Raw genomic sequence first — 25,924 nt, 5'->3', positions numbered from 1 at the left:
CCCTTACTTAAGGATCACTGTTCCCATATTCTTTACCAGTTCCCTTTCTATTTCTTTAAGGTGACTGTGTATTTTAATAAGGCGCATTTGTTCGTCTATGGAGTTGGATGCTTCCATGTCCCGCTGATTTTGCTCGATCATCTTTTTAAGTTTTTTCAACTTAAAATACAGCAGGCTTTTGGTAACATCCAGGATGCTGTTGTCACGGTTGACGATCTTGATGTTCATCAGCTTTTCATCCCAGCGCTGGCTAAGCTCGAACGGGAACATGGTTACATTTACTACCATATCGCGTATCCGTTCATTTTCGTGGTATAAAAGCGTTCTGGTGGTAGGTTCCAGGTGTGCATTATATTGCCGGCGGAATTCTTCAAACAACATTTCAAGCTCAGGATTGTCGAAATTAAAACCGTCAAGCTCTTCAAAAATATGAGCGGCAATGGTTTTCTGCTCGTCCCATTGATTCAGGCCATATTCCAGCAGGACCTTCAGTACATTCCTTTCATGCGCCTCATCCTGGTTCATCAGTAAACTGCCATCAGGCACATCCATAAAGGTTGCGTCAGGTGGCATACCGCCAAAATCATCGATAGGCTCGGCGCTGGAATAATCGAACGACTGGGAGGGCGGCGACTGTTGCCTTTTCTCTTCTTTGGCAACACGATCCCTTTTATACTTGTTGACCAGGTTGGTAAGCCCCGTTTCATCGATGCGCAGGATGCCGGAACAACGCCTGATATACTCCTGTTGCTTGGTGAAATCTTCCGCCTTATTGATCTTACTGAGCGTTTCGGCTACCTGGTTTACCACATCGTTTTTGCGGTTAACATCATTGCCGGCTTCCTTCAGCATCACCTCCAGCTGGAATAACACAAAATCCTTCTTGTTGGCAGCAACAAACTCTTTGAACTCACCCGCACCTACTTTTTTGACATAACTGTCAGGGTCTTCCTTATCGGGTATAAGCACCAGCTTAACATTAAGCCCCTCTTCAAGAGCCATGTCAAGTCCACGCAACGCAGCCTTCACACCGGCTGCATCACCATCATAAATGATGGTCAGGTTGTTGGTGTATTTCTTTATAAGTCGTAACTGGTCAGTGGTTAGCGAAGTACCGCCACTGGCAACTACGTTTTCAATACCCGCCTGGTGAAGACTTATCACATCGGTATAGCCTTCTACCAGCAAACACTCATCATTCTTGTCTATAGCCTGCCGGGCAAAATAAGAGCCATAGAGGATGCGGCTTTTTATATAAAGCTCATTCTCCGGCGTATTAATGTATTTAGGAGCTTTCTCCGCCTTGCCTATGACACGGGCGCCAAAGCCAATGATCTTGCCTGTATTGTTATGGATAGGGAAGATGATACGTCCCCGGTAATTATCAACCAGTTCCTCATTCCTGTTGGCAACAAGCCCTGTCTTAAGTAACAGTTCCGGGTTAAACTGGTTTTGCGTGGCAAGCCGCGAAAAAGTGTAACGCGACTGCGGGTTATACCCCACCTGGAACTTTTCAGTGATCTCTTTATTAAAACCTCTTTCCTCGAGGTAGCTCAAGGCTATATTCTGTCCTTCTTCCGTATTCCATAACTGGTCGGCAAAGAACTTCTGCGCAAAACTGTTGATGGCAAACAGGCTGTCCGCAACCAGTTGCTGTTGCTTTATTTCCGGACTTACCGCCGTTTCCTCTATCTCAATGTTATACCGGTGGGCCAGCCATCTAAGCGCCTCTACATAGCTGTATTTCTCATGCTCCATCAAAAATGTAATGGAGTTGCCGCTTTTGCCACACCCGAAACACTTGAAGATCTCTTTCGCAGGCGATACAGTAAAAGAAGGAGTTTTTTCACCATGAAAAGGGCAGAGCCCCAGGTAGCTGGTCCCTCTTTTTTTCAGTTTTACAAATTCGCCGACAATATCGAGGATATCGATGCGACTGGTGATCTGCTGTATTGTTTGTGGGGAAATCATGCAACTGCGAAGGTAACTGATTAAACGTCATTTCTTGGATGTTCACATAAATCCGGCAACGTGTGCGCAATTAATTCAAATTTGGGAACCCCATAAACATACGGGTATTAGTTTGACCCCCTACATTTGCTAATCTCTTAACAAAATGTGAATTCTCTAACAAAATGTTGCATGTATGGCAATAAACAGGAATGTATTAACACTTGATGAGTTCACTATCCAGGAACTCCGCAATTTCCCCCGGGCTACCGGTGAACTGAGCACCCTGCTGCGTGATATCGGTTTAGCAGCCAAAAGGGTTAATGTGGAGGTGAATAAAGCCGGATTGGTGGATATACTGGGTGATGCAGGTGCAGTGAACGTTCAGGGCGAGGACGTAAAAAAACTGGATGTTTTTGCCAATAACCAGTTCATAGGGGTATTGCAACATGGAATCAGCTGCGCCGGCATTGCCAGCGAAGAACTGGACGATTTTGTTGTCTTCGACGACGAAGTCAGCAACAATAGCAAATACGTGGTCATGTTCGACCCGTTGGACGGGAGCAGCAACATAGATATTAACGTATCTATCGGTACCATTTTCAGCGTTTATCGCAGGGTAAGCGAGGTTGGTAAACCTTGCACCCAGGAAGATTTTCTTCAGGCAGGCAACCGCCAGGTGGCTGCAGGTTACATCATTTACGGATCTTCTACCATGCTGGTATATGCTACCCGCAGAGGCGTGAACGGATTTACATTGGATCCCTCCATAGGCGAGTTTTGTCTCAGCCATCCGGATATCAAATGTCCTCCCTCCGGTAAGATCTACTCTCTTAACCACGGTAACTTTTACCAGTACGCACCGGAAGTACAGCAGTATATCCAGGCCTGCCAGAAAAAAGACAAAAACACCGGTGGACCTTATACCCAGCGTTATATTGGAAGCATGGTGGCCGATGTACACCGTAACCTCATCAAAGGCGGTATTTTTATGTACCCCGCTACCACCGATAGTAAAAATGGTAAACTCAGGCTGTTATACGAGTGCAACCCCTTTGCATTCATTGCAGAAGTGGCAGGAGGCAAAGCTACCGACGGCACCCGCCGTGTGCTGGAAATTACGCCCACTACCCTACACCAGCGCACTCCCTTCTTTATCGGAAGTAAAGACATGATGGAGGAACTCGAAGGCTATCTGAAACAAAGCCAATAACAGTGTTCTATAGAATACTGATGACAGGGAACTTGGTATATTCTTTGCATTTTCCCTGTCATCAGCTATTTTATCACCCCTTCATGTCGTAATATGTTCAAAGCATTATTCTTATCGGCTGCCATTGCTACAGCCGCGTGCCACCACGGCACAACTACCTCATCTTCTATGACGGCTTCCGGCAGGAAAGCAATATCTCTGGAAGGCATGGAGAACGATATTTTAAAAGAAGTGAATGCTTACCGCAAAAAAACAGGCCGCTCGCCGCTGCAAATGATGGACGCAGCTTCGGCACAGGCTGCCATCCATAGCCGCGATATGGCCAGCGGCAAAACGAAGTTCGGGCACGATGGTTTCGAATCCCGTATCACCGCTATCCGTAAACAAGCCACCGGAACCATTAACGCAGCGGCTGAAAACGTTGCCTACGGCGAATTAACAGCAGAAAAAGTGGTCGACGGATGGCTGCATAGCCCCGGTCACAAACGTAACATTGAAGGCGACTATAATCTTACCGGTATTGGCGTCGCCAAAGACAAGAACGGTGTTATCTACTTCACACAAATCTTCCTTCGTAAATAGCCCGGAACGCCTGAATTCGGACATCTTTGGCTAACTTGCTGCAGATATGCAAAAAGCAATTATCTCTGTAAAGAATCTTGTAAAAAAATACGGCGACTTTGAAGCGGTAAAAGGTATCAGCTTCGATGTTTTTGAAGGAGAGATCTTTGGCTTGCTCGGACCCAATGGCGCCGGTAAGTCTACCACGCTCGAGATCATTGAAACCTTACGTACAAAAACAGCCGGCGAAGTGTTCGTCGACGGTTTCAATCTCGATGAGTCTCCCAATGATATCAAAAAGATTATAGGTGTTCAGTTGCAGACCTCAGGTTATTATCCCGCCCTCAACCTCACCGAACTCATACACCTGTTTGCAGGCCTGTATAACAGGAACGTGAACGCCCTGGAGCTTCTCGATAAAGTGAACCTCCGCGATAAAGCGAAAAACAAGTTCAAAGAGCTCAGCGGCGGACAAAAACAACGATTTTCGATCGCAACAACGCTTATCAACGAACCAAAGATCATTTTCCTCGATGAACCTACCACGGGCCTCGACCCCCAGGCACGCAGGAACCTGTGGGAACTGGTACGCGATATACGCAGCAAAGGAACCACCGTTATCATAACCACGCACTACATGGACGAAGCCGAGATCCTCTGCGATAGGGTAGCTATCGTAGATAGTGGCACTATTATAGCACTAAATACACCCGACCACCTCGTCGATGAATTGGTTGATTCAGGATTCGAACGCCCAAAAGAAGTGAAAAAAGCCAATCTCGAAGATGTATTCATCCATTTAACAGGAAAGGCATTACGGGACGAATAGCAAGCATAATATTGACAGCCTGCATTAAAAATAAAAGAAATATACTATGAGCGATGTTTTGAACTGGAAAACGCTTTCTTCAGAATACATTTTTAAAGACCGCTGGTTAACAGCCCGCAAAGATACCTGTAAAACACCTTCGGGAAAGATCGTTGATCCCTATTATGTGCTGGAATATACCGACTGGGCTACTGCATTGCCCCTTACCGAAGACGGTAAAGTGATAATGGTTAAACAGTTCAGGCAGGCCCTGGGCGAGGTATGCATTGAATTACCCGGTGGCTGTGTAGACGATACCGACGACACACATGAAGACGCCATCCGGCGCGAACTGCTCGAAGAAACCGGTTATGCTTTTGAAACAGTGCACTACCTGGGACGCACCTCTGCTAACCCCAGCACCAATTCAAACCTCATGCATATGTTTGTGGCTACCGGCGGCAAAAAAGTACAGGACCAGCATCTCGACGAAAACGAAGAGATCGAGATCCTGGAACTCGAATGGAGCGAATTCCTGCAGTTACTCGAGGAAAAACGCATCGTTCAGGCCATGCACATGAGCACCATCTTTTATGCCATGCGCTACCTCGATAAACTGGGCTATAAATAGCAGCTCTACTCCTCGTTATCGGATTGAGGAGGTTGCTGCTGCGAAAGCCGCTTTTCTATATGGCCGATAGCCTGCTTCAAACGCTCTCCGAGCGAAATGGCAGTTTTGAGCTGCTGCTCGATAGGAGGGTGGCCCGCTTTCCGCATAGCCTTACATTGTTCCCAGACCTGTGCGGAAAGATAATTCTCTAGGGTGTCATTCACCTTTGAGGGGTCCTGCCGCAACTCCTCAAATACCTGGTCTACTGCTATGGCAGTATCATGGGCATTATCGAGAATGAGATGCGCCTCAAAGGCTAGGAACAATGCATACTTGTTGTAAATTAATTTAAAGGCAGTTGTACTGCCTTTTCTCAAATGCGCCAACAATTGGTCGTCGTTGTATTCCATCATGATTTTGATATTGCGTACAACTATCTCCCGGCGCAAACTTTCTCCTATATTTCTAATCCCATCCAAAACTGCGGATCAGGAAATAAAAAAGGGCTGGCCAGATAATGGTCAGCCCTCTGCGATAATCGTTTTATTGTTAAGCGATGCTCAGCAGCTCTACATCGAAAATAAGGGTGCTGTTAGGGCCTATAACAGGTCCTACCTGCCTGTCGCCATAACCCAGATGCGGAGGAATGAAAAAGCGCCATTTGCTGCCGGTAGGCATCAGCTGCAAACCTTCGGTCCATCCCTTGATCACCATATTCAGCGGGAAGCTGGCTGGTTGATTCCTTTGAACGGAACTATCGAAAACAGTACCGTCTATCATTGTTCCATGATAATGGCAGGTTACTGTTTGAGTGGCGGTAGGTTTGGCGCCGGTACCGGTGGTAAGCACCTCGTACTGTAATCCGCTGGGCAGGGTAACAACCTCTGCTCTTTCCTTATTCGTATTCAAAAATGCTTCACCTGCGGCGAGGTTGGCGGCTGCTTTGTCGGCTTTCAGTTTGGCCAGTTGATCTGCTACTCCCATAAATACTATTATTTGCCGGCGAAAGTAAAACTTTTATCCTTTTTAAAGCTTCTTACAGCTAATAACGTGGCTATAAGCGTTAGCAGTCCGCCCAGCAGGAACGGAGCGCCGGGAAGTTGTACCGGTGCACCGGGGCTCGTAAACCACGCAAAAACATTTGTCATCAGCATCGGCCCGATAATAGCGCTGCCACTCATCAACCCCGTAAGCGCCCCCTGTAACTCGCCTTGCTCCGTAGCAGGAACATGGTTCGAAATAATTCCCTGCAGCGCAGGGCCCGATATGCCGCCAAGCGCATAAGGTATCATAAACGCATAAAGCATCCAGCTCTGGCTGGCAAACCCGAATAAGGTAAACCCTAGAGTATAAAGTAATAAACCTACTACAACACTTCTTTGCTGGCCAAGTATAGGATGCACTACCCGTATCAAACCACCCTGCACTATCCCCACAAGCAGCCCCACAAATCCAAGCGAATTGCCTACCATCGCTTCCGTCCAGCCGAATTTTTCAATGGCAAAGAATGTCCACGTGCTTTGCATGGCAAATCCGGCAACATATAACAATGTGATCGACGTGGCCAGCGCCGCTATCGCAGGGTACTTCCCCAACTGTTTAAAGGCGCCAACAGGATTGGCACGCTGCCAGCTGAATGCCCGCCTGTTTTCCCTGGCCAGCGACTCTGGCAGTAACAGAAAGCCATAAAGCGCATTTAGAAGTGCAAGAGCCGCCGCAGCGAAAAAAGGGACACGCGGACCCAGCTTGCCCAGGTAACCGCCTAATACAGGCCCTATAATGAATCCCAGGCCAAATGCCACGCCTACCATCCCAAAATTCTGGGCTTTTTTCTCCGGCGTGCTTACGTCGGCAATATATGCGCTGGCCGTACTGAAACTTGCCCCCGTGATCCCGGCGATGATCCGCCCTGCAAACAACCATTCTATATTGGGAGAGAAACCCGTAAGCATGTAATCAATACCAAAGCCCAGCAGCGAAAAAAGCAGGATAGGCCGGCGGCCATATCTATCCGATAAATTGCCCAGCACAGGCGCAAATACAAATTGCATCACAGAATAAGCAACCATCAGCCAGCCGCCATATCGCGCAGCCTCACTAACAGTACAGCTCTCAAGCTGCTGGATCAGTTTCGGTATTACTGGTATGATGATCCCGAATCCGATTACATCTATGAGCATGGTCACAAAGATGAAACCGAGCGCCGCTTCCTTTTTTGTCTTCATCCGGATTAAAATATGCCCGCAAAATACACGTAAAGTATAAAGTATCTGAAATTTTAATTAGTTTGCTGAAGGTATGTATGCAATTGTGGATATAGAAACGACCGGCAGCCACGCACAAGACAATGGTATCACCGAAATAGCCATTGTTTTACATGACGGCAGGCAGGTGGAGGGCAGGTTCAGCACGTTAATAAACCCCTTGGTGCCTATCCCGGCTTATGTAGCCGGATTAACAGGCATTTCCAACAGTATGGTGGCCTCGGCGCCGCTTTTCAAAGACGTGGCAGGTAATATTCACCGGCTGTTGCAAGGACGCATCTTCGTTGCCCATAATGTTAACTTCGACTATTCTTTCATCCGCTATCATTTACAACAGGTTGGCATCGACTGGAATGCAAGGAAACTATGCACTTTACGTTTAAGCCGTAAGGCGTTTCCGGGATTCCCTAAATATGGCCTGGGCAGTCTCTGCCGCTCGATGGATATTCCCGTACATGGCCGCCATAGGGCAGGAGGAGACGCCGATGCAACCGCTATCCTCTTTGAACGCATTTTGCAGAAAGGTGGCGACAAAATGATCCGCGAATTCCTCAAAAAAGAAGCAAGCGAACAAATACTGCCACCGCATGTGGGCAAAGAACAAATAAAGGCGCTGCCGTTAACACCAGGTGTCTACTATTTCCACGATGCAAAAGACAATGTCATTTATGTAGGAAAAGCAAAATCTGTCCGGAAAAGAGTGTTAAGCCATTTTACCGGCATGGATACCAGCAAAAAACGACAGGCTTTCCTGCGCGAAATCCGCCGCATCAGCTTCAGGGACTGCCCTACAGAATTAACGGCAGCTATCCTCGAAAGCATTGAAATAAAACGTTTATGGCCCGCCTACAACCAAAGCCAGAAACATGCGGAACAACTGCTGGGTATCTATGTCTTCGAAGACGCACGCGGTTACCAGCGCCTGGCTATCGATAAAAAAAGAAAACTCCTCGAGCCACTGCTAAGCTTCAACGTGCTTACCGATGCACACCGCTACCTCTGGAAGCTGGTAAGAGAGTTTGGGTTGAATGCAGCCTTATGCTTTTTAGACCGTTCGATAAAAGATCCTGTACTAACAGAGGAACCCGAACTTTACAACAGCAGGGTACAGGCTGCCATCGATAAAATACAGTCCGAAAAAGGTACCTACGCCATACTCGAAACTTCTATGATCTGCAGCGATGTATCCTGCATACTCGTAGAAAAAGGCCGCTTTGTTGGTATGGGCCTGCTGCCGGAAAAAGTAGATCCCTTCCGCATCGACCATATAAAAGACCACCTGACCGTATACCCGGAAAACGAAGTGCTTAAAAATATGATCCGCAGTTATTCCGACAGGTATCCCGCCAGGGTGCTGCAGCTCGATCAAACTGCCGGTGGCTAGTCGCCCTTGGCAGTAGCTACAACTCCGGTCATGATAGTCTTCCACAACAGGCTGAAAAACGATTTGTCAGGAGCCCGCTCAAAATAGGCATGCTGCGTTTTAAGGCTTTCTCCTTTTTTCGGATTTTGCTTCTGGAAAACAAATGTCTTCGCAATGAAATTTGCCAGGGCTTTCTTCTTAAGTTCTCCATCGTCGTCTTTCTTCAACACTACCAGTTCCAGGTTTTCATAAGCCAGCCGTATATCACCGGATGCATTCGAATTGTTGCCTTTTATAAACGCCGTGAATTCCTTTACATCGGCTTTCTTCACTTCAAACAACCCCAATGGAACCGTTGCCTTATTAAGACTGGTACCATCCATTTTCCCCAGTTTCACATCTATGGTGAACAACCCCTCTTTCACACGCGCCATATCAAACTTCCACGTAGTATTTAAACGACCATTGTTCATGAATAAAGCCGTAGCTTCTACACGCATAGTAGGATTTTCTGCTATTTTCTCGGGCCGGTTGGTCACATTGTTCAATGAGCCGTTGACATCGGTAAATTGTATCGTGCCCATCTGCTCCGATTGTGTGTTGTATTCACGGTACAATACCTCGAAATCATGTAACGCTATTTTGTCTATCCATAACGGCAGCGGGATCTTCATAATAGACTGGTGAGGATAGTTGCCTGTTTTGTTTTGTCCCGATGGCGGTAACGCCTTATTACTATAGATCTCTGTTTTTCCTTTATAAATATCTACCTGGTCGGCATGAATACCTTTTTCGAAGAAAAGACTTTGCCAGTCGGCATTGGTAATAACTGCCGATGCTGCCTGCAGGTCGTACCGGTCTTTCCGGTAGGGGAGTTTTTTACTGAAAGCGGCTTTGTCTCCAATGGGTTTTAAAGCAATACCCCAAAGATTGATCTTATTAATATTCGTAAGAATGTTTAAAGAGTCGATGGTGAAATTATAAAGGTTGTCGGCAGTGGATAATGTATATTTCTTTACGAAAATACTTGCTTCTCCCGCATATAAAAAGCGCGAACTGTCACGCTGGGTGGTAGCATCAAATAAAATATCCTTAAAGCGGAAAGTAAGATCTTTCAGGTGTATCTCTTTGTTCTTTTTCTCGAGATCATAATAATCGAGGGTGATGTTTTTGACTTCTGCAGTATCAAGCTTAAATGATTCCAGTGTTTTGGAAAGCTTTTGATAAAGCGTAATGCTTGTGTCCTTGATACGCTCGTAGGCACGTTTATAATGATAGATCTTAATAGCAGGCTCTTTCAGGTAAATGGTCTGAAGCGAAATGTTCTTTTGATTAAGCAGGTCAAGCGGTGACACGCCTTTGATTTGTAAAGCGCCAAGCGTAATACCGTACACATCGGACGGTGCTTTCTGCGCCTGGTCCAGTTGTTTCATTCTTATGGAATCAGCGGCTAATTGTGCATCATAAGCGGTAATAGTTGAATTGATCACATCTATCTCGATGCTGCCAATATGTAGCTGGTAAAGACTATCGGAACCATCGAGAATCAATTGTTGCAACTTCGCTTTTATCAATGGCTCAAAATCTTTGCTCTTGCGCGAATGCAGGTAAAAGAAAATACCCGCCGCCAGCACCAGCACTACGATGCCGGTTATCCATACAGTTTTTTTCATATGTCCTGTTTTTTAATGGTTAGACGTTTATGATAGGCCTACCCAAGTATAAGTAGCAGTTACTCAATTACATGCAACTTCTTCAATAAACGCACCAAAATCACGGAACCAAGGCTGAAGCCTACAGACAGGTACCAATCGAACCGCGACATGTTTTCTACCTTCAGCGCATGTTGTAAAGCAGGTATCGCCAATGTGATAAGTGTAATGCCAAGACTTACGATCAATGCAAGCCACACGTATTTGTTGCGGAATATTTCGCTGGTAAAAAAGGGAGAACTTGTTGCTGCCATATTAAATACATGCAGCAACTGGCAAAAGATAAGGGTAAAAAATAACACATTATTGGTGGCCTCCCTGCTTTCTCCTTCCTGTGCGCCCAATAAAGCAGCGCCAAGGGAGGCTCCGCCTATAATAGCGGCATATACCCATATGCTTATCCATCGCTTTCTGTCTATCAACGGTTTGGCAGGGTCTTTAGGTTTCTTTTTCATCACCTGGTCATTTCCTTCTGCAACACCCAAAGCCATCGCCGGCAACACATCAGTAATAAGATTGATGAAAAGGATCTGCAACGCAAACAACTGGAATGGCAGGTTCAGCGCCGCACATATGCCAATTACCAGCAATTCGCTCAGATTACAGGAAAGCAGGTAAATGATAAAAGAACGGATGTTTTCGAAAATAACGCGCCCCTGCCTTATGGCTTCTACGATCGACGAAAAAGCGTCATCTTTTAAGATCATATCCGCCACCTCCTGCGTCACCTGTGTACCACGGATCCCCATGGCAATACCGATATCTGCTTTTTTGAGGGCAGGCGCGTCATTAACGCCATCACCCGTCATGGCAACAATATCTTTGTTTTCCTGGTGAACGGTAACCAGGTCAAGCTTCTGTCGAGGGCTAACCCTGGCAAATACATTCGCCGTGCGCCAATGGGCTTTATCTTCAGCGCCCAATGCCTCAAGCGCTTTCATGTCTTTACCCATCACAAGTTTATCTTCTTCTTTCGTGATCTGTAACTGCTGGGCGATATTGCCCGCAGTAGCGGGATGGTCGCCGGTGATCATCACCACTTGTATATGGGCATCATGACACTCCTGTATCGCTTGTTTTACATCCGGCCGTGGTGGATCAAGAAAGCCCGCAAGTCCCACAAATACCAGTTCTTTCTCAAGTTGTTCCGGTTGCCCGTCTGCCTGGCGCATGGCAAATGCCAGCGGCTTCAAACCACGGCCGGCAAGCGCATCTGTTCGTTCCAGCCATTTATTCCGTTCTTCTTCCGTCAGCGCTTTCACCTCGCCGTTATCCAGTATACCGGTACAGCATGCCAGCAGGTTCTCGCTAGCCCCCTTGGCTGCTACCAGGTAGCCGTTTTCATATTGATGAAGCGTAGCCATGATCTTTAATTCCGAACTGAAAGGAAGCTCCTTTTCACGTTTGTACTGCTCCTGCCATCCGCCATCCGCACCACTCTCCAACGCGAACTGGAGAAGGCTTATCTCCAGCGGATCACCAATCCCTTTGTTATCTTCCCGGGCTTCGTCCAACGAAGCATTATTGCACAGTACCGCAATCTTCAGTAACCATTGGTAACCATCAGAACGCTGAAGAGCCTCTTCCACTTTACCCGTTTCAATGGTATTGCCCGGAGGCAGATCTATAGCCGTAACATCCATCCTGTTTTCTGTAAGGGTGCCCGTTTTATCAGTGCATATGACAGTTGTAGAACCAAGTGTTTCAACAGCCGATAATTTCTTCACTATCACATTCTGTCTGGCCATTCTTAACATGCCTCTTGCCAGGGCAAGTGTGGCTACTATAGGCAGGCCCTCGGGTATGGCCGCCACAGCAAGTGCAATAGATGTCTGCAGCATTTCACGCACAGGAACCTTGTTTAAGATACCCGCCAGGAAAATAAGCGCTACAATTACAACCGTAATACCCATTAACCGCTTGCTGAACCCTTCCAGCTTTTTTTCCAGTGGCGTAGCCGATTTTTTTGCCGATTGTACCATACTTGCAATAGCACCCAGCTCCGTTTCCATACCCGTACCTGTACAAAGCAGTTTGGCATTCCCCATTCTGATATAGGTTCCCTTAAATAACATATTTACTCTTTCAGCAAGGGCTACTTCGCCTTCCAGCGCCTTATTTTCTTTTTCTACGGGAACCGATTCTCCCGTTAACGCCGACTCATCGGCCTGTAATTGGGTCGATTCCACAATACGTCCGTCCGCAGGAACCATATCTCCGGCTTCTACCAATATGATGTCACCCGGCACCATCTCTTCAGAGTCAATTTCCCGGGGCTTGCCATCGCGCATCACTTTGGCGTTTTGTTTGGTCATTTGACTTAATGCCTCCATAGAACGTGCTGCCTGCCATTCCATAATAAAGCCAATGGCAGTATTAACCACTATTACTATCAGTATCGCAATCGCGTCGGCATACTCCTTGAAAAAGAACGATAAACCCGCCGCTACCAGCAACAGGTAAACCACGGGGCTTTTTAACTGATTTAACAGTATGATAAATGGGTGGGCCCGTTTGCTTTGCGCCGTAGCATTCCTGCCATATTCCTCCAGTCGCCGGCTGGCATCATCGGCCGTCAGCCCTTTACTGATATCGGTTTTGAGTTCGCTGGCTACCTCCTGAACATCGGAGTGGTATATAGGTGTTTGTGTGGGCATAGTGTGCTAAAGCCTGCAAATCACATACCGGGTTATGGGCTACTTATGTATCCTTTCCCTATATTCGCAGCCCTCTTTCAGAAGAGAGGAAAAATCTGTTTCTTATGCTCGAATTTGCACAACCTATTGCCGTTAAATTAAACCTGCGGCCACAGCAGGTACAGGCTGTTTTGGAATTATTTGCAGAAGGCGCTACCATCCCCTTCATCGCCCGTTACCGGAAAGATAAAACAGGAGCGCTCGACGAAGTACAGATCCAGCAGATCCAGGACGAAGCAAAACTGTTGAAGGAATTTACCGAACGCAAGACCTTTATCGAAAAAACAATTACCGAACAGGGCAAAATGACCGAAGCCCTTCAGGAAAAATTGAATAAAGCCCTCACCGTTGCCGAACTCGAAGATATTTACCTGCCTTACAAACCCAAACGTAAAACCAAAGCCCAGACTGCAAGAGAAAACGGTCTCGAACCGCTGGCTTTATGGTTGCTGGAACAACAGGAGGCAGACCCTGCCGCCGAAGCAGCTGCCTTCCTGAACGACAAGGTGTTATCCGCAGACGACGCCTTACAAGGGGCCCGCGATATCATCGCCGAACAGATCAATGAAGATGCCCAGGTGCGCGCTAAAATGAGAAAGCTGTTCGAAGATACCGCTACCATCCAAAGTAAAGTGATCCCCGAAAAGGAAACGGAAGGGGCTAAATACAAAGACTATTTCGATTTCTCAGAACCTATTCATAAAGTGCCTTCTCACCGGATCCTCGCCATCTTACGCGGCTTCCTCGAAGGTTTCCTGCGTATCGCCATATCACCGGTAGAGGAAGAAGCGATAGAACCTATCGAATACATGTATGTCAAAGGCATGAGCCCGGCAGGCGTACACGTTAAACGCGCTGTGAAAGATGCATACCGCCGTCTCCTGCAACCCAGCCTGGAAACAGAGTTCCGCACCCTGTTGAAACAAAAAGGCGATGAAGATGCTATCAACGTATTTGCAGAAAACCTGCGCCAGCTGTTACTAAGCTCTCCGCTGGGCAGTAAACGTATCCTGGCGCTCGACCCGGGCTACCGCACAGGTTGTAAAGTGGTATGCCTCGATGAAAAAGGCGAATTACAGCATACCGATCTTATCTATATCCACGAACCCAACAGGTTATACGATGCAGAACATAAGATAAGAAACCTGGTGGCTGGTTATAATATTGAGGTGTTCGCCATAGGCGACGGTACCGCCGGAAGGGAAACTGAACAGTTCATCAAAAAGCTGGCCCTTAACTTACCGGTCTTCCTGGTTAATGAAGATGGCGCCTCCGTATATTCCGCTTCCGAAACCGCAAGGGAAGAATTCCCCGATTACGACGTTACCGTAAGAGGTGCCGTAAGTATAGGCCGCCGCCTGATGGACCCGCTGGCCGAACTGGTAAAGATCGATCCCAAAAGCATCGGCGTAGGCCAGTACCAGCACGATGTGAACCAGTTCCGCCTCAAAGAAAAACTCGATCAAACAGTAGTAAGCTGTGTGAACGCAGTAGGGGTAAACCTCAATACTTCCAGTAAACACCTGTTAAGCTACGTGAGTGGCATTGGCAGCACCCTCGCAGATAATATCGTAAAATACCGTAGCGAGATCGGCCGTTTTACAAACCGCCAGCAATTACTGAAAGTGCCCCGTTTGGGAGGAAAGGCTTTTGAACAATGTGCAGGTTTCCTCCGTATAAAAGACGGCGCGCACCCGCTCGATGCCAGCGCAGTACACCCCGAAGCATATCCACTGGTAGAGTCGATGGCGAAAGACCTCGGCGTGCCAATGGATAAGCTCATCGGTAACGACGCAGCCATCAAACAGGTAAATGTCAAGAACTATGTAACCGAACAATTCGGCGAACATACCATCAAAGATATCCTGTCCGAATTGCAGAAACCCGGACTCGACCCGCGCAGCGAAGTTCAACAGTTCGAATTCGCAAATATCTACTCTATCGACGATGTTCAGGTAGGTATGATAGTGCCCGGAACTGTTACCAACCTTACCCGCTTTGGCGCCTTTGTCGACATCGGCGTAAAACAGGATGGACTGGTACACGTAAGTGAGATTGCACACAACTACATCTCCGATCCAAACGAAGCCTTAAAGCTCAACCAGCATGTACAGGTAAAAGTGCTGGAAGTAGACCGCGCCCGCAAAAGAATTGCTTTATCTATCAAACAAACGGAAGAAGCGCCTGCCCGCAGCGGTAACAGGAAACCCGATAACCGCGGCGGCAAACCCAAACCGGCAGCAAAACAAGACGACCTCAGCAATATGAGCGTGAACGATGCGCTTTCTCTGCTCAAAAAGAAATTCGGTAAGTAATTACCGGATTTCTTTAACTGAGCGCCGGGAAGGAGATCCCTTTTATCTTACTGTACACCTCAACGGCATATAGGTCTGTCATGCCCGATACAAAGTCCAGCACACACTGGATACGGGAATAAGTATCTTCCTGCTGTGTAAGAAATTGTTGTGGAATAAGTTTCACCAGCTTTTTATAATAATGGGTATCATTATAAACCAGCGCAGGAACAAATTCCTCCAATAAACCCGCCATCACTTTGTAGCCGGCTACTTCTTTATGTATAACAGAGGAGTAATTATAAATTCTGTCGGTCGAGATCCTGGCTATTGCCTTAAGTGGTTCAAGATATTTGTCCGCAAGAGCGTCTGTAAGACTGCATTCAAAGTCTCCGGCCAGCAGTATATCCTGGTGCTCCGAAAACTTATCGGCACAAGCCCTGGTAAGTGTATTGATGGCGCGGGCGCGCATAAGGCCCACCTTGGCATCCTCGTCCTCTGTGGTCCGGCTAAGCTTTTCTTCAATGCCTTCGCCACAAAGCGGTATCAGCAGCGATTTTATCTCTTCAAAGCTGATGATCTTTAAACGATGCGCGTCTTCCAGGTCAACAATACTATAACAGATATCATCTGCCGCCTCAACCAGGTACACCAGCGGATGACGTTTATAAATAAGCGGCTTTTCTATCTCTTTTTCCATTCCCAGCTCCGAAGCAATACGTTTAAACGTTTCCTGCTCCGACTGAAAAAAGCCATACTTCTTACGGTGTATAATACTCTTTTCATGCCCTGCAATAGAAGCACAGGGATATTTTGCAATGGCCGCAAGGGTGCTGTACGTGAGTGCGTAGGCATCATTCCCCTTTCCCGAGAACGAATGTGTTAAGATCCGTATGGCATTCGCATTACCTTCAAAATGAGTAAGATCTTTCCATTGTTCGCGACTAACCTTCGATTCAAACGACTTGCCATCACCATCGGTAAAATAACGCGATATAGCCGCTTCTCCCGAATGCCCGAAAGCAGGATTGCCAAGATCATGCGCCAGGGCAGCCGCTGCTACTATATTCCCTGCCTCGCTAAGTAATGGGGCAGAAGCAACAAGAGAAGGATTGTTTTTCTTGGTCTGATTATAGAACAGCGTCCCCATAGAGCGGCCTACACTGGCCACCTCCAGGCTATGAGTAAGCCTGTTATGAACAAACACGCTGCCAGGCAGCGGGAATACCTGCGTTTTATTCTGCAAACGCCGGAAAGGCGATGAAAATATCAAACGGTCATAATCCCGTTGAAAATCCGACCTGGCTTCATCCGGGTCTATTTCGGGTTTGCTATACTTTTCTTTTCCGAACCGCTTATTCGATAGTAAGTATTTCCAGTCCATCATGATGCCGCCAAAGATAATAATTATGCCTTTGCTACTCATTCCAAAAAAGCAAGGCCGGCTTCTTCCAAAGAAACCGGCCTCTGTATCGGATAACTCAAAAGCTTATTCGCAAACCTTTGAGGTAATAGCATAGCTTTTAAAGGTCTTACCGGAGCCATATTCAGCCAGTACCTGGGTGCTCGATGTGCCGCCTGCACTAAGCTGGGTGATCGTAACGATCTGGTTGGTCTCGTAAGTAGCACCATCTGTTGTGGTTACTATTACTCTCACGTAAATCGGCTTCGCTCCGTTCTGAATATTGTACTCAGAAGAAGAAGTGTTCTTCGCATCAAAAGTAATCGCTACCATATGACTGGCAGGATAGTCTTCCACTTTCGTTTCTGTTAGCGTGAAAGCATCGGCAAAACAGGCATTCGAAGGTAAGCTGGTGTCATCATCGCTGCTGCAGGAGGTTACGGTGGTTGCAGTGATAGTTAAGACCATAAGAGCGGAGAAGAGCGTTTTTCTCATTTTCATAGAATCTTGCTTTTAGTTAGAAAGCCACAACTAACTAAAAACTGTGCCAATATTTAATATATGTATAAGGCTATTAATGAACTAAATCTGTAATAAACTCAAGCTCCCCATCCCTATCCGGCTACATCGACATCAGTATCGCAACATAATGGCATATAGCCGCCGCAAGCACAAATACATGCCATACGGCATGCGTATACAAATACTTGTCCCATATATAAAAGATCACGCCTATAGTGTACAAAGCAGCACCAATACAAATGAACAGAATAACATGGTCAGGCATATGCTCAAAAAACTGCTTGCCGCCCGCCACCATCATCCACCCCATCAATAGGTATATAATAGTGGATAGTATCTCAAACCTGCCGGTAAACCGGGCCTTGAAAAAAATCCCCAGCAACGTCAGCCCCCACAACACAAACAACATGGTCATGCCAAAGCTGTTGTTAAGGTAAACAAGCAGGAAGGGCGTGTAAGTACCTGCAATAAGAAAATAAATACTGATATGATCAAATATCTTGAACAGCCGCCGGATAGAAGGCTCGATCGAAAAATGAAAGATCGTGGAACTTGTAAATAACAGCAGGAAACAAAAACCATAAATTCCCGCCCCTATAATCCCCGGAATATTGTGATGGGCTGTGGCCATGGCCAGCAACACCGGTATGCCTGCTGCTCCAAAGATCATACCTATGCCATGGGTAAGACCGTTAACAATTTCCTGTTTGCGTGTATAGGTGTCCATAAAGCTAGTTTTTCATACGTTTTCCAAGACAAGAAAGATACCAAATATTATTTCGGGGAATGTTACGTAAATGCTATTTTGCGGCAGCGTTGGCACAGTCCACCTTAAACCCCTTTTTGCGTATATGCGTGATATGTTATCACTTGTATTGCCTCAACTTTTAGTAAGCTGTAATGCGTTGGTGTGCACAAACCATAACAGTGAGACTAATACGTCTGCAAAAGCCGCACAAAAGCCGGGAATAAGCGGTTATATTGAAACCAGGAAACAACAATTGCAAGCATTTATCGGGTACTGGGATTTTACAAAAACAGTAGGAACCTGTGCAACTGAAGTTCAATTACAACAACACTGTTCATTGTTGACTGCATCCAATACTCATACGGGTGCTTTAACTGTAGATTCACTCTTTTTAGCGAAAAAAATCGGATATTAGTGAAGAGGCCCTATATAGGGAATAATATCCGGAAAAGCTCTTCCACAAAATTATAATCTGAGATAACTATGAAAAGAATTACAGTGTTCTGCGGGTCAAACCTGGGTAATGACCAAATTTACGAAGAGCAGGCTTATCAGCTGGGAAAAACCCTCGCATCCCTCGGCATTGGAGTGGTGTATGGAGGAGCTAAACTGGGACTTATGGGCATGGTTGCGAATGGCGCAATGGAAAATGGGGGAGAAGTGGTTGGCATCATGCCCGAATTTCTTCAGAAAAAAGAAATAGCGCACACAAGCCTTACCAAACTTATCCTGGTCGAAACCATGCACGAACGTAAAGTGAGAATGCATGAACTGTCCGACGGCATTATTGCACTGCCCGGAGGTTTTGGCACCCTGGAAGAGTTTTTCGAAATGCTGACATGGGCCCAGCTCGGACTGCACAAAAAACCGGTGGCATTACTCAACATCAACGGCTTCTACGATCCGCTTATCACCCTCATCCAGTCAATGGTAGAAAAAGGATTCTTAAAAGATGTCTACCAGAAAATGCTGATAGCCAGTGATAATATCGGCGACGTACTCGAAGGCATGGAAAACCACGAAGGCCCCTCCGTCGACAAATGGATCACTAAAAGAACTACCTGAAAAAGAAAAGGTGTATCAAAACGATACACCTTCTTTATTATTACGATTTTTTCTTTCTGGCCACTTTCTTCGGAGGATTGGCCTTCAATTCTTCAATGATCGCTTTTACCTCCTCTATGGTCAGGTCCGCAGCCTTCTCCTGCTGCTCCTTCGTTAATTTATAATTACGCAGCCCCTGCTTGATATAAGGACCATACGGACCCCTTAAAACCTGTATCTTTTCTTTTTCAAATACCTTGATGGTACGCTCATCTTTGGCCTTACGCTTCTCTTCGATCATAGGAGCCACTTCCTCAAGCGTTACACTATAAGGGTCCATTTCCTTGTTCAGGGAGTAAAACTTCTTGTCATGAGCCGCATAGGGGCCAAAACGGCCGATATTTACAGTAACCTCGCTGCCTTCAAACAAACCAAGATTACGCGGAAGTTTAAACAGCTCCATCGCCTCGTCCAGGCTAATGGTTTCTATGCTCTGGGTCGACTTTAATTTCGCAAAACGTGGCTTTTCCTCATCATCTGCATGGCCTATCTGCACCATCGGACCATAACGGCCCATACGCGCGATTACTTTCTTGCCCGTAGCCGCATCTATTCCTAATTCTCTTTCTCCTTTGGCGCGTTCCGCAGTTTCAAGCGTTACCTCGATATTCGAATGGAATGGTTTGTAGAACGAATCGATCATGTTCGCCCACTTCAACTTCCCATCAGCTATTTCATCGAACTCCTGTTCTATACGCGCCGTAAAGCCGTAATCCATTACCTTCTGGAAATGCTGCTTCAGGAAATCTGTTACCACCATCCCCAGGTCGGTAGGGAACATTTTCGACTTCTCAGCGCCTGTATTCTCTTGTATAACTTCTTTCTCTACTTCACCGCTCTTACTCAGGCGAAGGATCGATACATCTCTTTTAACACCTTCCTTATCACGCTTTTCTACATAATTCCGCTTGATAATGGTAGAAATAGTAGGAGCGTAGGTCGAAGGACGGCCAATACCCAGTTCCTCGAGTTTCTTTACCAGCGAAGCTTCCGTATAACGAGGCTGCGGACGGGTAAACTTCTGCGTAGCGGTCATCTCCCTGAACTCCAGCTGCTGCTGTACAGTAAGCGGCGGAAGTATGCCTTCAGTGTCTTCCTCGTCCTCTTCATCCTTTCCCTCCAGGTATACCTTCAGGAAGCCATCGAACTTCATTACCTCTCCGGTAGCTGTAAGTTGATCCTTGTTGGTGGAAATGCTGATCTTGGCGATCGTTTTTTCAAACTCAGCATCGCTCATCTGAGAAGCGATCGTCCTTTTCCAGATGAGTTCATACAGCCTCCGCGTATCCGCATCGTCAACCGTATGCTGGTTCATATAAGTTGGCCTGATGGCTTCGTGCGCTTCCTGCGCACTCTCATTCTTGTTTTTATAACGACGGCTTTGATAATACTGTTTGCCATACGATTGGTTGATCTCGTTGTTGATATCGCCCATCGCAGTGTCACTCAGGTTAACACTGTCCGTACGCATGTAGGTGATCTGACCGCTTTCATAAAGCTTTTGAGCCAGCAGCATCGTCTTGGCTACACCATACCCTAGCTTACGGGAAGCCTCCTGCTGAAGGGTAGAAGTGGTGAACGGAGCCGCAGGCGTCCGCTTGGCAGGCTTCACCTGTACATCTGCTACCGCATAAGTGGCGCCTTTACAGCTTTCCAGGAACTGTTGAGCCGTTTCCTGGCTGTTGAGTTTGGCAGGACCGTCAGCTTTAAAACTAACCGACTTCCCGTTGATATCTTTGGCTGCAAATAAAGCTTCTACCTTATAACTGCTTTCAGGCGTAAACTGGTTGATTTCACGTTCCCTCTCTACTATCAGCCTTACTGCCACACTCTGAACCCTGCCGGCGCTCAGGCTGCGTTGCATGCCTATCTTACGCCATAATACAGGACTCAGCTCAAAACCCACCAGCCGGTCCAGTACCCGGCGCGCCTGCTGCGCATTCACCAGGTCCATATTGATACGACGGGGAGTATCTACTGCTTTCTTGATAGCAGGAGCGGTAATCTCGTGAAACACAATTCTTTTGGTCGTGGCAGGGTCCAGGCCAAGCACCTCCGCCAGGTGCCAGCTGATACTTTCCCCTTCACGGTCCTCATCCGATGCTAACCAAACCTCATTCGATTTCTTAGCAAGTGTCTTCAATTCTTTCACCACCTTTTCCTTGTCCTCCGGAACCATGTAACGCGGATGGTAATTGTTGTTTACGTCTATACCCATATCGTCCTTCTCCAGGTCGCGGATATGACCATAACAGCTTTTTACCTCAAAATCTTCGCCCAGGATTTTCTCTATGGTCTTCGCTTTTGCCGGTGATTCGACTATCAAAAGGTTCTTTGCCATGTTGCAATATTAAAGCAAACGATCAAAACACAAAAAATGTTAAATTATTTTCAACAGACAAGGAACTTGATGATATGTTTTTGAATAGCCGCTTCCCTGTATATTTTACTATGCCCCAGCCCGCTCGTAGTAATAAACTGCACATTGGGAAGGTTCAATGCCCGCAAGGATGCAGTATCCTCAAACGGACAGATCCGGTCCTGCTCATCATGCAGCCATAACATGCTATTGCCTAACGTAGGAACAATACGTGTCATAGAATACCAATCAAGTGGTTTACTGCCCAGATTTTCAATAAGTTGCAGAAAAGCGGAATGCGTTTTTGCATCCACCGGGAACATCGTGAAAAACTGCTGCACAGCCCGCGTTGTTTCCGTAGCAGGCGCTATCAGAACAAGCTTCGCATCCGGATGCTGCAATTCCTCCATAGCCAGCCCTACAGCCAATGCACCTACCGAATGCGCCATAATGCCATCGAAAGGACCGAATTTTTGCGCTACTTCAACCAGCATCTGCTTGTATAACAGCACGTTAAAGCGCTTGCCATCACTAATACCATGAGCAGGTGCATCAAACGCGAGTATCCGGCAACCCTCCTTTAGCAATTGTTCCACATAAGCCTCGAAACGGTAACTGAAACTGTCAAATCCATGGCATATTAAAATGGTACAGGTAGGCGCCTTATGAAGGGGAATCCATTCAAATCCGTTGATTTGCAATCCGTTTAATTGAAATGATTGCTTTTGCGCTTTATGAAATACTGCCGGTATCTCCCGTTTGGGTTTACCGCTGTAGGGAGTGCAAAACAATTGATAGGCAGCATTGGCCGCCTTTTCTGGTGATATCCTGCCCAGCGTCTTGAATTTAGTTCTGTAAAAGCCTTTTACTAATCTTTGTGCTAACTTCATCCCGGAAAAAATTTATGCGTGTGCAAACCAAAGATAGGAAGGTTGTTCTCATAGGATCAGGAAATGTAAATACTGTATTAGGCAAAATGATCCTCAAAGCCGGACATACAGTACTGCAGGTGGTAAGCCGTAACCTGGCGCATGCTCATGCACTGGCCGAAGAACTTCATGCTACTTCTACAGAATATATCTCCGTGGTGAATCAGGATGCAGATATCTATATTATCTCTGTCTCCGATAACGCCCTGCCTGCCGTAGCAAGAGATCTGCGCTTACATAAACAACAACTGGTTGTTCATACAACCGGTGCAGCCTCCATCAACATCCTGGCGGAATGCTCACCCCGCTACGGCGTTTTATATCCGTTGCAAAGCCTGCATAAAGAACGTACCGTGTTACCACTTGTTCCGCTGTTGACCGACGGCGTTACAGGAGAAGTAAGAGAATACCTGGCAGAATTCGCAGCTTCATTGTCGCGTATTTCCGGTACTGCTAACGATGAGCAACGTATGAAACTGCATATAGGGGCTGTACTGGTTTCTAATTTCACAAACTATCTCTACACCCAGGCCGATAGCTATTGCAAAAAAGAAGGTATACCTTTTTCTTACCTTCAGCCTATTATCGAAGAAACGGCCCTGCGGTTAAGAGAAGAAGCCCCCGCCGACGTTCAAACAGGACCCGCTGCCCGAAAGGATACCATAACTATCGAAAAACACTTGCAATTATTAGCCGGGCATCCCCAATTGGCGCAACTCTATAAAAAACTTTCCGAAGCCATCATGTCATAGTTTTTCCCGATCGCGAAAATCCTTTTCCGCTTAGCATTATTTTTTAAGATTTATTATTTCCATATTTGCGTGCACTTATACCTCAGGTCATTTGCCTGTTGGGATAGCCTGCAACCACATTGGTTCAGACAGGAAACACTCGCCTCTTTCCTTCACTTTGCCGGCAGCTCGTTAAAGCTTCCGGGATATTGTAATTATTTTATTTCAATTATTGTGTACCAGTACGCAGGTTGCAGTACTGCTATGCAACAAAACGACTATTAACTGTTACGAAATGGTACTTAACCTGTTCCGTCTGTTTACGTATGCCCGCAGCTCCCGTACTGCAGGATGCTTATTAACACTAAGTGCAACAATGCTTGCATGCTCAAAATCTGATGACGCTCCGGTCGATCCGTTTGTACCGGGCCAGGAGGTCGCTACAGGCATTTATTCAGCCGTTAACCTCGCCGCAGATACCAATGCCACCTCTGGTTCAGATGCAGCGATCATGTATTTCAGCCTCGAACAAAATAAAATGGTACCCGCTTCCCAACAGTACACTACTAACTGGGACATCGCTTTCGGGGGCATTTATAATAGCTCCGTTTATGTAAATAACGGACAGTCCAAACCAGGATTCCCAGGCTATGGCGGCCCCGGAAAAGGACGTATGTTCCTGGTTGTAGATAGAAAATTTGATGCACAGTATTACGATACATTGAAATATATCCCTAATGTATTACCCATTCCTGGTAAACTCTTCGATAGCGCCTTGCATGTTGTTAAAACAGTGCCCGTCGCAGACGATAAATTCATTACCAGCAACCTCATAAGCCTCGATCATTTTCAGGGGGCAGGCGACGGATGGGGATACTACGATTTCTACGGCTCCTTGTTCCCCGGCGATGCTAAAAAAGCACACATCGTTTATTCTATGCCACGTACCATTATTGTAAAAACTACTAAAGGACACTATGCCAAAATAGTGATCAGCAGTATTTATAAAGATAGCCCCGCTAATCCTAACCGCGATAATAAACCTGGTTACCTGACATTGAAATATGCTATCCAGATGGATGGCAGCACAAACCTTGACATTAAATAAAAAATGAAAACTGCTAAACAAACGAAGATGAACATGACTACTTTCCTCTTTAAAAGAGGAATGGCTTTCATTTTTATGATCGCCGCAATAACAGCTTGCACAAAAACTGAAACAGTAGATGCGCCAAACAGGATTACTGAATTTAAGATCAGTAACATTCCTGAAGGAAAAGACCCTGTTTATGGTGCTATAAACGATAATAGCAATACTATTACCGCATACCTTCCTTTCTACTACCAGTTGCCGGTGATCATTCCGGAAATTACAGTGTCGGCAGGCGCAAAAGTGACGCCCGAAAGCGGTAGCGTCGTAGATAATTTACTGGAAGCTTTTAAAACAGGAAAGGAGCTGACGTATACAGTAAAACCCACTAACGGCCCCGAACGCATATATACACTTAAGCTTGAAACACAACAAAGCAATCTGCTGTTAAATGAACTGAGCTCCGATGCCGTAAATCCTGTGGTATATACATTTGATTATACAAAACCTGGTACCAACAGCGCTATAAATCTTACGATCAGCGGGAAGAATATTCTTTCATCCCCCGATGTTAACAGCGTAGTGCTTATTGATCAGTCAACCAAAAAAGAGTATGATATGAAGGCGGCGCTTTCTGTAACCAATAGCCCTACAGCGGGCGTTAGCCTTGGTGTATATATAAGCAGATATGTCTATAACTCCACTACCGAAGAAGCAGCATTAGCCAAAAGCCTGCCCGATGATGCTGTATATACGGTAAAGGTCTTTAGCTACTCCAGGCAAACCACGCTTAAAAACCCTGTTCGTATTACTAAGAAAAGAGCCTGATCACAGTTGCTGCTATCAAATTACTGAAATGTTTATAATCATTTTATGCTTAAAAGATCACTTCTTAATATAATCTTCTTCAGTTCCCTGTTTGTTGCATGTAAAAAAGAAACAGAATACAATGTAACGGCAGTGAATGATATTGTATCCTTTACCATTGCGCTGGAAAGCCAGCAGGTCAATGCGGTAGTCAAAGGCGATAGTTTGTTGGTTTACTGGCCATGGCCGGTGCCTTTGCCTGCTACTGTAACTCCCGGTATTGTTGTAGCCGCTGGCGCCAGCATTAGCCCCGCTTCCGGTACTGCGGTGAACCTGGCTACAGGCACATCTTACACAGTAACCGTAAACGGCAGACAAAAAACTTATTATCTGAAAATTATAAAGAATTGGCCGGCGCTTGAAATGAAGGGAACCACTAATAGTATTCAAACAGGCCGCAGACGGAAAATAACTTTTACCGGCCTGAACTATTTACTGCCCGATGTAAGCCAGACAAAATTGACACTGGTATCTCGGAAAACAGGACAGCATTACGAAGCTGCGGTGGAAACAATAACAGATTTTACACTGGCTATAAGAATACCTGCCACAATTCCCATCGACAGCTCTTTTGACGATGGTAACTGGGTGATTATCGAAAATGCAGGAAGAACATTGGAACTAAAAGCCTATCTGATTTATATAACTGGTTAACAGCAATGATCATTATCCTATAAAAATGGGAGTGACGCTGATCCCGT

General features: G+C 46.3%; 24 protein-coding genes. 12 read left to right on the top strand and 12 right to left on the bottom strand.

What is annotated here, in order from left to right:
• Positions 1-3 precede the first annotated feature (3 nt).
• The gene (gene dnaG, locus ESB13_RS06715) at positions 4-1,971 is read right to left on the bottom strand and encodes a DNA primase (protein WP_129002243.1); all 1,968 of its coding nucleotides are present in this window, start codon (positions 1,969-1,971) and stop codon (positions 4-6) included.
• A 175-nt stretch (positions 1,972-2,146) separates the two neighbouring features.
• Between dnaG and fbp the strand changes: the two genes are divergently transcribed.
• Positions 2,147-3,163: a class 1 fructose-bisphosphatase gene (gene fbp, locus ESB13_RS06710; RefSeq protein WP_129002242.1), complete on the top strand. Its 1,017-nt coding sequence runs from the start codon at positions 2,147-2,149 to the stop codon at positions 3,161-3,163.
• Positions 3,164-3,228: 65 nt separating this feature from the next.
• Here fbp and ESB13_RS23925 read toward each other — a convergent pair whose 3' ends face one another.
• Positions 3,229-3,372, bottom strand: coding sequence for a hypothetical protein (locus ESB13_RS23925; protein WP_220399557.1), 144 nt, complete (start codon positions 3,370-3,372; stop codon positions 3,229-3,231).
• Between ESB13_RS23925 and ESB13_RS06705 the strand changes: the two genes are divergently transcribed.
• The 3 genes from ESB13_RS06705 to ESB13_RS06695 are packed head-to-tail and all read left to right on the top strand — an operon-like array spanning position 3,371 to position 5,163.
• Complete coding sequence (locus ESB13_RS06705; protein WP_220399556.1) at positions 3,371-3,745, top strand: CAP domain-containing protein; 375 nt, start codon at positions 3,371-3,373, stop codon at positions 3,743-3,745. The two genes, ESB13_RS23925 and ESB13_RS06705, sit on opposite strands and share 2 nt — an antisense overlap.
• A gap of 46 nt (positions 3,746-3,791) precedes the next feature.
• Positions 3,792-4,553 (top strand): ABC transporter ATP-binding protein, encoded by a 762-nt coding sequence (locus ESB13_RS06700; protein WP_129002240.1) that lies wholly within the window; start codon positions 3,792-3,794, stop codon positions 4,551-4,553.
• 46 nt (positions 4,554-4,599) lie between these two features.
• Entirely contained in the window at positions 4,600-5,163 is a 564-nt protein-coding gene (locus ESB13_RS06695; protein WP_129002239.1) for an NUDIX hydrolase, read from the top strand.
• A gap of 5 nt (positions 5,164-5,168) precedes the next feature.
• Here ESB13_RS06695 and ESB13_RS06690 read toward each other — a convergent pair whose 3' ends face one another.
• The 3 genes from ESB13_RS06690 to ESB13_RS06680 form a co-directional block, all read right to left on the bottom strand.
• Positions 5,169-5,555, bottom strand: a complete 387-nt coding sequence (locus ESB13_RS06690) for a hypothetical protein (RefSeq protein WP_129002238.1) — start codon at positions 5,553-5,555, stop codon at positions 5,169-5,171.
• A 136-nt stretch (positions 5,556-5,691) separates the two neighbouring features.
• Positions 5,692-6,126 carry an FKBP-type peptidyl-prolyl cis-trans isomerase gene (locus tag ESB13_RS06685; RefSeq protein ID WP_129002237.1) on the bottom strand — a complete coding sequence of 145 codons (435 nt, stop codon included), beginning with the start codon at positions 6,124-6,126 and terminating at the stop codon, positions 5,692-5,694.
• Between the two features lie 8 nt (positions 6,127-6,134).
• A complete protein-coding gene (locus tag ESB13_RS06680; RefSeq protein WP_129002236.1) occupies positions 6,135-7,367 on the bottom strand; it encodes a TCR/Tet family MFS transporter in 1,233 nt (410 codons plus the stop codon).
• A 73-nt stretch (positions 7,368-7,440) separates the two neighbouring features.
• Here ESB13_RS06680 and ESB13_RS06675 point away from each other — a divergent pair, with 73 nt between their 5' ends.
• The gene (locus tag ESB13_RS06675) at positions 7,441-8,790 is read left to right on the top strand and encodes an exonuclease domain-containing protein (RefSeq protein WP_129002235.1); all 1,350 of its coding nucleotides are present in this window, start codon (positions 7,441-7,443) and stop codon (positions 8,788-8,790) included.
• On the opposite strand, the gene ESB13_RS06670 is transcribed toward ESB13_RS06675, so the two are convergent.
• Positions 8,787-10,442 carry an AsmA family protein gene (locus ESB13_RS06670; RefSeq protein ID WP_129002234.1) on the bottom strand — a complete coding sequence of 552 codons (1,656 nt, stop codon included), beginning with the start codon at positions 10,440-10,442 and terminating at the stop codon, positions 8,787-8,789. The two genes, ESB13_RS06675 and ESB13_RS06670, sit on opposite strands and share 4 nt — an antisense overlap.
• A gap of 59 nt (positions 10,443-10,501) precedes the next feature.
• On the bottom strand, positions 10,502-13,138 hold the full coding sequence (locus ESB13_RS06665) for a cation-translocating P-type ATPase (RefSeq protein WP_129002233.1): 2,637 nt from the start codon (positions 13,136-13,138) through the stop codon (positions 10,502-10,504).
• 104 nt (positions 13,139-13,242) lie between these two features.
• Here ESB13_RS06665 and ESB13_RS06660 point away from each other — a divergent pair, with 104 nt between their 5' ends.
• Complete coding sequence (locus ESB13_RS06660) at positions 13,243-15,492, top strand: Tex family protein (RefSeq protein ID WP_129002232.1); 2,250 nt, start codon at positions 13,243-13,245, stop codon at positions 15,490-15,492.
• Positions 15,493-15,505: 13 nt separating this feature from the next.
• Here ESB13_RS06660 and dgt read toward each other — a convergent pair whose 3' ends face one another.
• The 3 genes from dgt to trhA all read right to left on the bottom strand — a co-directional run bounded on the left by dgt (position 15,506) and on the right by trhA (position 18,122).
• The gene (gene dgt / locus ESB13_RS06655) at positions 15,506-16,897 is read right to left on the bottom strand and encodes a dGTP triphosphohydrolase (RefSeq protein ID WP_246022456.1); all 1,392 of its coding nucleotides are present in this window, start codon (positions 16,895-16,897) and stop codon (positions 15,506-15,508) included.
• A 63-nt stretch (positions 16,898-16,960) separates the two neighbouring features.
• Complete coding sequence (locus tag ESB13_RS06650) at positions 16,961-17,374, bottom strand: hypothetical protein (RefSeq protein ID WP_129002231.1); 414 nt, start codon at positions 17,372-17,374, stop codon at positions 16,961-16,963.
• Between the two features lie 121 nt (positions 17,375-17,495).
• Positions 17,496-18,122 carry a PAQR family membrane homeostasis protein TrhA gene (trhA, locus tag ESB13_RS06645; RefSeq protein ID WP_129002230.1) on the bottom strand — a complete coding sequence of 209 codons (627 nt, stop codon included), beginning with the start codon at positions 18,120-18,122 and terminating at the stop codon, positions 17,496-17,498.
• Positions 18,123-18,246: 124 nt separating this feature from the next.
• Between trhA and ESB13_RS06640 the strand changes: the two genes are divergently transcribed.
• Positions 18,247-18,558 carry a hypothetical protein gene (locus tag ESB13_RS06640; RefSeq protein WP_129002229.1) on the top strand — a complete coding sequence of 104 codons (312 nt, stop codon included), beginning with the start codon at positions 18,247-18,249 and terminating at the stop codon, positions 18,556-18,558.
• A 68-nt stretch (positions 18,559-18,626) separates the two neighbouring features.
• Entirely contained in the window at positions 18,627-19,208 is a 582-nt protein-coding gene (locus tag ESB13_RS06635) for an LOG family protein (protein WP_129002228.1), read from the top strand.
• Positions 19,209-19,248: 40 nt separating this feature from the next.
• Here ESB13_RS06635 and topA read toward each other — a convergent pair whose 3' ends face one another.
• Both topA and ESB13_RS06625 read right to left on the bottom strand, forming a co-directional pair.
• Positions 19,249-21,588 (bottom strand): type I DNA topoisomerase, encoded by a 2,340-nt coding sequence (topA, locus tag ESB13_RS06630; RefSeq protein WP_129002227.1) that lies wholly within the window; start codon positions 21,586-21,588, stop codon positions 19,249-19,251.
• Positions 21,589-21,638: 50 nt separating this feature from the next.
• On the bottom strand, positions 21,639-22,496 hold the full coding sequence (locus tag ESB13_RS06625; protein WP_129002226.1) for an alpha/beta hydrolase: 858 nt from the start codon (positions 22,494-22,496) through the stop codon (positions 21,639-21,641).
• Between the two features lie 20 nt (positions 22,497-22,516).
• Here ESB13_RS06625 and ESB13_RS06620 point away from each other — a divergent pair, with 20 nt between their 5' ends.
• From ESB13_RS06620 to ESB13_RS06605, 4 genes are all read left to right on the top strand, one after another.
• Complete coding sequence (locus tag ESB13_RS06620) at positions 22,517-23,287, top strand: Rossmann-like and DUF2520 domain-containing protein (RefSeq protein ID WP_246022455.1); 771 nt, start codon at positions 22,517-22,519, stop codon at positions 23,285-23,287.
• A 355-nt stretch (positions 23,288-23,642) separates the two neighbouring features.
• Positions 23,643-24,374, top strand: coding sequence for an HmuY family protein (locus tag ESB13_RS06615; RefSeq protein ID WP_129002224.1), 732 nt, complete (start codon positions 23,643-23,645; stop codon positions 24,372-24,374).
• A 3-nt stretch (positions 24,375-24,377) separates the two neighbouring features.
• Positions 24,378-25,184 (top strand): hypothetical protein, encoded by an 807-nt coding sequence (locus ESB13_RS06610; protein ID WP_129002223.1) that lies wholly within the window; start codon positions 24,378-24,380, stop codon positions 25,182-25,184.
• Between the two features lie 45 nt (positions 25,185-25,229).
• Entirely contained in the window at positions 25,230-25,877 is a 648-nt protein-coding gene (locus ESB13_RS06605) for a hypothetical protein (protein ID WP_129002222.1), read from the top strand.
• Positions 25,878-25,924 lie beyond the last annotated feature (47 nt).

Origin of the sequence: Filimonas effusa (assembly GCF_004118675.1) — a bacterium.
In the GTDB taxonomy this organism is placed as follows: Bacteria; Bacteroidota; Bacteroidia; order Chitinophagales; family Chitinophagaceae; genus Filimonas; species Filimonas effusa.
This window is presented reverse-complemented; position numbering and strand designations above follow the sequence as displayed.